The sequence below is a fragment of the Clostridium sp. CAG:43 genome (assembly GCF_000434655.1).
In the GTDB taxonomy this organism is placed as follows: domain Bacteria; phylum Bacillota; class Clostridia; order Lachnospirales; family Lachnospiraceae; genus Otoolea; species Otoolea fessa.
In genome coordinates this window covers 1-5030 of sequence record NZ_FR895075.1, presented here as the reverse complement: position 1 = coordinate 5030, position 5030 = coordinate 1, and the positions used below count along the sequence as shown (strand labels likewise).

At 53.2% G+C, this 5030-nt stretch carries 5 protein-coding genes; 1 reads left to right on the top strand and 4 read right to left on the bottom strand.

Annotation, left to right across the window (positions count from 1 at the left end; genetic code table 11):
* The first annotated feature begins 140 nt into the window (after positions 1 to 140).
* Positions 141 to 1163 carry a TAXI family TRAP transporter solute-binding subunit gene (locus QVO97_RS06025; RefSeq protein ID WP_022359480.1) on the top strand — a complete coding sequence of 341 codons (1023 nt, stop codon included), beginning with the start codon at positions 141 to 143 and terminating at the stop codon, positions 1161 to 1163.
* A 102-nt stretch (positions 1164 to 1265) separates the two neighbouring features.
* Here QVO97_RS06025 and ribE read toward each other — a convergent pair whose 3' ends face one another.
* From ribE to ribD, 4 genes are read right to left on the bottom strand one after another with little or no spacing between them, the layout of a single operon-like run.
* Positions 1266 to 1736 carry a 6,7-dimethyl-8-ribityllumazine synthase gene (ribE, locus tag QVO97_RS06020; protein ID WP_022359479.1) on the bottom strand — a complete coding sequence of 157 codons (471 nt, stop codon included), beginning with the start codon at positions 1734 to 1736 and terminating at the stop codon, positions 1266 to 1268.
* A 44-nt stretch (positions 1737 to 1780) separates the two neighbouring features.
* Positions 1781 to 2983 carry a bifunctional 3,4-dihydroxy-2-butanone-4-phosphate synthase/GTP cyclohydrolase II gene (locus QVO97_RS06015; protein ID WP_022359478.1) on the bottom strand — a complete coding sequence of 401 codons (1203 nt, stop codon included), beginning with the start codon at positions 2981 to 2983 and terminating at the stop codon, positions 1781 to 1783.
* Positions 2984 to 2998: 15 nt separating this feature from the next.
* The gene (locus QVO97_RS06010) at positions 2999 to 3646 is read right to left on the bottom strand and encodes a riboflavin synthase (protein WP_022359477.1); all 648 of its coding nucleotides are present in this window, start codon (positions 3644 to 3646) and stop codon (positions 2999 to 3001) included.
* Between the two features lie 47 nt (positions 3647 to 3693).
* On the bottom strand, positions 3694 to 4836 hold the full coding sequence (gene ribD, locus QVO97_RS06005) for a bifunctional diaminohydroxyphosphoribosylaminopyrimidine deaminase/5-amino-6-(5-phosphoribosylamino)uracil reductase RibD (protein WP_022359476.1): 1143 nt from the start codon (positions 4834 to 4836) through the stop codon (positions 3694 to 3696).
* Positions 4837 to 5030 lie beyond the last annotated feature (194 nt).

The following is a 5030-nucleotide window of genomic DNA, read 5'->3' as shown; positions in this document are numbered from 1 at the left end:
TCTATCTTGGTCTTGTCTTATCACTGTTTTTTATGTTATACTTTTTACAGAGTTTTAATATTCTTTTAATCGCTAAGGCAGCATTCGACAGAACCGCTGCGTTTTTTTATATACTGATAAACTACGAAAAGGTGAGATCTATGAAAATAAAAAAACTAGTAAAATTGACACCAATGATGCTTCTTACCTTCCTGCTCGGACTTTCCGGCTGTTCCGGCAGCACCTCCGCAGATGCGCGGGTCAACGACCATCCCAATGAAGCAGACGAAGAACTGCACGTTCTGACCATTGGAACTGCCGACAGCGGCGGAACCATGTACCCGGTTGGCAGTGCCATCGCCTCTGTTTTAAGCGAACACGATGAACAGCTCAAGGTCAATTTAAGCGCCTCCAACGGTTCCTACACGAACGTGGAAAATATCAAAAACGGACAATTTGATATGGGACTGGTCAGCGGCGATGTGGCATTTTCCGCCTATCAGGGAACGGACGAATTTTCCGGTCATCCGGTCGAATCCCTGCGGGCGATCGGGGCCGTCTATTCAAGCCTGTCCACCTGGATGGTGCCGGAATCCGAGCATATCTCCTACGTTCATGAACTCGCCGGACACCACATTGCCGTCGGACCAGAAGGATCCACCACGGAGCTTTCCGCCCGCACCGCTCTCAAGGCAGCCGGGCTCAATATTGCCAACACTGCCCTTGAAAACTACAGCTTCTCCGCCAGCGTGGACTCTGTCTTAAACGGTAAACTCGACGCCGTCCACAGCTTCGCCGGAATCCCGGTCCACAGCCTGACCGATCTGGCCAGCCAGACGCCCTGCCGCCTGCTGGAGTACACTGACGAAGAACTGCAAAAAATTCTTGCAGCCAGCCCCTTCTACGTCCGCGCCACCGTCCCAGCCGGTACCTATCCGGGACAAACCGAGACACTGAAAACCTTCGGAATCAAATGCCTTCTCTGCGTGGACGCATCCATGGACGAACAGCTGGTCTACACCATCACCAAGATTCTCGACGAATCCCGTGAAGAACTGATCAGCACCCACCCATCCTTAAGTAACTTATCTGATCCGGAATATATATGCAGCCAGCTTCCTATTCCGCTGCATCCGGGAGCGGAGAAATATTATACGGAACAGGGGCTGTTGAAAACAGAGTAACACCAAAACTTGGCGCATGGACGAATTTTCCTAAGACAAAAAAACCAGGGCTGCAGCATTCCGCAGTCCTGGCTTTTTCGATGCCCGATTACCTGATTATTTTTACTTCCGGATCTCCCGCAGCAAATTCACCATCTCGATTGCTCCCATCGCGCAGTCAAATCCCTTATTTCCGCTCTTTGTTCCCGCTCTCTCGATCGCCTGCTCGATCGTATCCGTCGTCAGCACACCGAACATAACCGGCACGCTGCTTGCCAGAGAAACCTGTGCGATTCCTTTCGAAACCTCGCTGCACACATAATCATAATGGCTTGTGCTTCCACGGATAACTGCACCCACGCAGATCACCGCATCATACTTTCCGCACTTCGCCATCTCCGACGCAATCAGCGGAATCTCAAAAGCACCTGGAACCCACGCAACATCTACGTCCTCCTCCGAGACATTGTGACGGCGCAGCGCATCCTGCGCGCCTGCGACCAGTTTCGAGGTGATAAACTCATTGAATCGTGCCGCCACAATTCCGATCCTCATATTATTTTCCGCTACTACGTTTCCTTCAAATGTACGCATAAGTACCATCCTTTCCGACGATCTATTTTCGCCTGTCACTTTTTCTATTTAAAATTCAAAATATGTCCCATCCGCTCCTGCTTCGTTTTCAGGTAAAATCCATCATACGGCGTCGCCTCCATCTGAATCGGCACGCGCTCCTTGATTTCCATGCCAAAATCCGAAAGCTGATATACCTTATCCGGGTTATTGGTCAGAAGACGCAGCGTCTTGATTCCCAGATCCTTTAAAATCTGTGCCCCAATGTAGTATTCCCGCAGATCGCCCTTAAATCCCAGCGCCAGGTTCGCATCCAGCGTGTCCATGCCGCCATCCTGCAGCTTGTAGGCGCGCAGCTTATTTAAAAGCCCGATGCCGCGTCCTTCCTGCCGCATATAGAGGAGAACGCCTCGTCCCTCTTTCTCAATCTGGGTCATCGCCGACGCAAGCTGCTGTCCGCAGTCGCACCGCAGGGAACCAAATGCATCGCCGGTCAGGCACTCCGAATGTACGCGGCAGAGTACATCTTTCCCATCTCCGATATCGCCCTTGACGAGCGCCACATGGTGTTCTCCATTTAAGAGATTCAGGTAGCCATACGCGCGGAATTCGCCGTATTTCGTCGGCATCCGCGTCTCCGCCACACACTCGACCAGCTTTTCATGTCTCTTGCGGTACTCCTGCAGCTGTTTAATGGAAATCATCGCCAGACCCCATTGTTCTGCCATCGCAAATAATTCTTCCGACCGCATCATCGTTCCATCCTCGCGCATGATCTCGCAGCACAGACCGCATTCCGGCAGCCCTGCAAGCCGCATCAGGTCTACCGTCGCCTCTGTGTGACCGTTGCGCTCCAGAATACCGTTTTTCTTCGCCATCAGCGGAAACATATGTCCCGGGCGGCGGAAATCATCCGGCTTTGTGTCCGGATCCACGCACGCGCGCGCCGTAATACCGCGCTCCTCGGCAGAAATACCGGTGGTCGTCGTTTTATGGTCGATCGATACGGTAAACGCCGTCTCATGGTTATCCGTGTTATCCATCACCATCTGTGGGAATTGCAGCTTCCGGCAGATTTCTGCGCTCATCGGCATACAGATTAAGCCCTTCGCATGCGTCGCCATGAAATTGACATTTTCTGTCGTGGCAAAACTTGCCGCGCAGATAAGATCGCCTTCATTTTCGCGATCCTCGTCATCCGTAACCAGGATTAAATGTCCCTGTTTCAGCTCGTCCAGAGCCTTTTCAACTGTATCAAACTGCTTCATTGTTCTCCTCCTCTATTAAAATCCATACCGCTGCAGAAATTCTCTTGTCATGCCCTTTCCTGCCTTATCCTCTTCTTCCGCTCCTATCAGCTTCGCCACATACTTTCCAATGCAGTCATTTTCCAGATTGACGATATCGCCTGCCCGCTTAAACGCTAGCGCTGTCTCCTGCAGCGTATGCGGGATGATAGAAACGGAAAATGATACGTGATCCACCCGTGCGACCGTCAGGCTGATTCCGTCGATCGCGATCGATCCTTTTTCCACAATCAGCCGCAGAATCGGTTCTGAGGCCTGAATCGTATACCAGACGGCATTTCCGTCCCGGCGCACATCCCGGATGGTTCCGGTTCCGTCGATGTGACCGGAGACGATATGTCCGCCAAACCGTCCGCCCGCCAGCATCGCCCGCTCCAGATTGACCGGGCTTTTGACACCCAGTGCCCCCAGGGACGAACGGTTCAGAGTCTCATGCATTACATCCGCACAGAAATAATCTCTCCCAAATGACGTGACCGTCAGACACACACCGTTGACCGCAATGCTGTCGCCCAGATGGACATCCGAGAGCACCTTAGACGCAGCAACCGTCAGCCGTGCCGAGACTGCCTGGCGCTCAATCGCACGGATCCTTCCCACTTCCTCTATGATTCCTGTGAACATCTTTTCTCCTTTTCAAATCAGCGATTTTTTCCCGTTCTAACACCGCCTCATGCATCTTGACCGGACACCTCATATTCCAGCAGCAGATCCTCTCCCAGCCACACTGCCTCCGGCTTTTTAAGAAGAAATGCCTCCGGCGGCGCATCCACGCCGGTTCCCCTCACCGGGGTCGGGGCGCCTGCCCCTCCGAAAATCTTCGGAGCAATGTACGCCTGCACCCGGTTCACAAGCCCTGCCTTTAAAAACGACCATGCCAGCGTCCCGCCGCTCTCGACCATCACGCTGTCCACTTTCTCCTCGCCCAGCCGCTGCATCATCGCCTGCAAATCCAGTTCTCCCTCTTTTGCCGGGACACTTAAAACACGACAATCGGCGTCCTCATATGCTTTCTTTCTTCCGGCATCCGATACCGCCGTCACAATCCAGGTCGGTGTCTCCCGCGCGGTCTGTACCACGGTCGATGAAAGCGGTGTCCGAAGCTTCGTATCTGCAATCACCCGGATCGGATTTTTCCCTCCCGGAATCCGGCAGGTCAGCTGCGGATTGTCCGCCAGCACCGTCGAAACGCCTGTCAGAATCGCCATATAACGCCCGCGGTCCTCATGCACCCGCTTCCGCGCCGCCTCGCCCGTGATCCACTGGGATTTACCCGACACCGTCGCTGTCTTTCCGTCGAGTGTCATCGCGTATTTCAGCACCGTAAACGGAAGTTTCGTCCGCATGAAATGGAAGAACACCTCATTCTGCCGTTCACACTCTCCGCGTAAAACTCCGGCCACCACTTCCAGCCCTTTTTCCCTCAGAATCCGGATGCCGCGCCCTGCCACCACCGGATTCGGATCCGTGCAGCCGACAATCACGCGCTTCACCCCGGATGCCAGCACCGCTTCCGTACACGGCGGCTGTTTTCCGGTGTGACAGCAGGGTTCCAGCGTCACATACAAATCTGCTCTCGCCGTCTCTTCGCCCCGCTCTGCCGCATTCTTAAATGCTTCCCGTTCTGCATGAAGCTGTCCATATCGTGTATGATATCCCTCGCCAATGATGCGTCCATCCTTTACCAGCACCGCGCCGACCATCGGATTCGGATTGACCCATCCTTGCCCTTTTTCTGCCAGTGCTAACGCCTGCCTCATATATTCCCGATCCTGTGGCTGCTCACCGGGAACCTTTACATGGATTCGTTCCATCTTTTTCCCCACCTTTCTATCAAAAGAATGTGCCAAGGCACATTCTCGCACCGAACGCGGTCGCCTGCGACCTATTTCTGCTTCGCGCAAGTGTGCATCCTCACGGAGCGTTTTTTGTTTCATATGATACAATTTTTGAAACAAAAAAGCCCTGAAATGTGAAATACTTTTATTTTCACATCTCAGGGCTTATA